Below are 2,431 nucleotides of genomic sequence, written 5' to 3' on the forward strand. Positions count from 1 at the left end.
ACTCAACTCCGACGTAACCTATTTTAGTTTTAAGTTCATTTTTGAGGCTGATTACATAAGAGCCAAACCCATGCTCCCAATGCTTTACTCGATTTGTTAGGTGTGACTGAATTTCTTCATCTGAATATGCACGTCCTTTTGGAAGAAACTTTGTCAACTCATCTGAGCCTAATATTTGGGAGTATATATCTAAATCGCAGTAACTAACTGGGGTGAGTATTAGGTTCTTTGTTGTGATCATAAATGTCCTTTTTCATTTAAAGCATGGTTGACGGGCGAGAACGCTATACCACCCAACTTAAAATCTTTCCCTCAAACACTACAGCTGATTTAAATTAAAGTGGCCAAACGTTAGGAACTCCTGTTAAGCGATTTTTTGTGGTGATTTACTTTAAACTTGCTTGGATAATGAGTAATTCGATTTCCGAGTCAGACGTATTCACCAAGCCATGTGTACCGTGAGGTTTATTCACAATCATATCTCCAGAAGTTACTTTTCTAGGCTCTCCCTCGATAGTCATGGTCCCTTCACCTTTTAAAATAATATACATTTCTTCATCATCACCATGAGTATGCTCTCCCATGGAGCTTCCCGGTGGCAGTACAACTCTGATGGCAAAGTCCCAAGCTCCTGAAAAATCTTTACGTCTGAATGCACGATAGATATCTATTGAACCTTCTCCATCATGGCTATTTTGGTCGACTTCTTTATCGCAAGTGTAGAAATTACGTATCATCTTTTCCGAATTCCTCTTTGAATATTTTCCGCAGATCTACTGAGCGCCATAACGCCGCGTTAATAGGCAGACAACGCAGCCACAAACTTAAAGCATTGGGACATAAACACTAAAACCAAACTGTGAGCCAAAACTGCTAAGCGTTGGTTGTCCAATTGAACGCTTGGTTATGTACATTTATCTTTGATGAAATCCAGTGTTTCCTTTGTACTAGTGTGTAAAAGACTTTCAATCCCCATAGCCCTAGCGGCCTCCACATTTCGATGGGTATCATCAATAAAGATGCAATGCTTCGACTTTACCCTGAGGCGCTTCAATAATCGTTGAAAAAACAAAAAGTCAGGTTTGGCAATGCCGATTTCTGACGAGTTAACAATTTCATCAAATGCTTTCTCTAAACCCACGTTAACAAGGTCATTGTTTAATCGACTTGTCGCATTGGTGACCAAAACAACCCTACCGTTAGAAAGTAGGCTTCGGATATTATTAAGGAACTCATAGTCAATCTCAGCGTTGAGTGAACGCCACTTGTTAACCAACTTTGCCGCCGTACTCTCACCATGAACTAGCGACAAGTCGTAACAAACATTGTTACACCATTCATCATGAGAAATTTTGCCAGTGATTGCGGGAATTAGGTGCTTTTCAGAAAAAGCACATGTGAACAAAGGGTTGCGTACTAGTCCCAACGTATCAGCATACTCTTCCATTTCAATATTGGACCAATGACGAATTACACCGTCAAAATCTATTAATACTGTATTTTTCACTGCCCCTCCTGTGTACATAGACATAATGCCCCCCACGAAAGGTGCTAGCCTCCAATATCGTGGGTTAGCTTTAAGCCAGAGCCATAATTAGTGCGTCAAACAACTAAATTTGGAGGCTAGCATGAGTAAAGATAGCATAATTTTCATTGGCTTAGATACGCATAAGTCATTTATTCAAGTCGCTGTTTTACAAGAACATCGAGGGGCAAACCCACAACACCTTGGCCGTATTAAATCTAACAAGTCCGCGCTTATTAAATTGGCCAGACAACTGCAATCCAAGTATCCAAAAGCCACTCTGCACTTTGTCTATGAAGCAGGACCATGTGGTTACTGGACTTATCGCCTGATTACGAGCCTTGGACACTGCTGCTATGTCGTCGCTCCATCACTTATACCTAAGAAGCCAGGCGATAGAGTTAAAACTGACAAACGAGACGCAGCAAAGCTCGCCAAGCTGTTAAAAGCCGAAGAGCTTACACCCATCTATGTACCAGAAGCCGAAGATGAAGCTATTCGAGATCTCTCGCGTGCCAGAGAAATGGCAATGAAAGATCTCAAAGACGCAAAGTTCCAACTCAAGGGCTTTCTTCTTCGCAATAATATCCAAGCAACGGTGAATGGGGAGTGGCACAAACACCGACGGCGTTAGGACGGCAATATAGCTTCGGCTGTATTGAACCACGAGCATAGACTGAAGACAGGTGCTACGACGGAACAAGTAAGGTAGGCTCTACTCATCAAACGATGAGCAATCCACGTATATCAGCGTGAGAACCGACGACATTACTTGCTTCATCTATGCGGTAACACTATCCCAAAATGAACAAAGGCTCTGAAATGAGGGAGCAGAAACTTCTACGTTTTTAATTGACAGTGGGGGTCATATCAACGCCGCATTAAGTGGTGAGCAACGCAGACCAC

Annotated in this window: 2 protein-coding genes and 2 pseudogenes; 1 reads left to right on the forward strand and 3 read right to left on the reverse strand. The window is 42.1% G+C overall.

The window, feature by feature from the left end; all coding sequences use genetic code 11:
* The 3 genes and pseudogenes from BCT81_RS29650 to BCT81_RS28075 form a co-directional block, all read right to left on the reverse strand.
* Nucleotides 1-241: pseudogene (locus BCT81_RS29650) on the reverse strand (N-acetyltransferase); the annotation flags it as partial.
* A gap of 145 nt (nucleotides 242-386) precedes the next feature.
* On the reverse strand, nucleotides 387-737 hold the full coding sequence (locus BCT81_RS28070) for a cupin domain-containing protein (protein WP_102426563.1): 351 nt from the start codon (nucleotides 735-737) through the stop codon (nucleotides 387-389).
* Between the two features lie 167 nt (nucleotides 738-904).
* Nucleotides 905-1,507 carry an HAD-IA family hydrolase gene (locus BCT81_RS28075; protein WP_157938898.1) on the reverse strand — a complete coding sequence of 201 codons (603 nt, stop codon included), beginning with the start codon at nucleotides 1,505-1,507 and terminating at the stop codon, nucleotides 905-907.
* A gap of 121 nt (nucleotides 1,508-1,628) precedes the next feature.
* On the opposite strand from BCT81_RS28075, the pseudogene BCT81_RS28080 reads away from it, so the two are divergent.
* Nucleotides 1,629-2,126 (forward strand): annotated as a pseudogene (locus BCT81_RS28080) (transposase); the annotation flags it as partial.
* Nucleotides 2,127-2,431: the final 305 nt, after the last annotated feature.

This window comes from Vibrio sp. 10N.261.52.A1, from assembly GCF_002876325.1.
Classification (GTDB): domain Bacteria; phylum Pseudomonadota; class Gammaproteobacteria; order Enterobacterales; family Vibrionaceae; genus Vibrio; species Vibrio chagasii.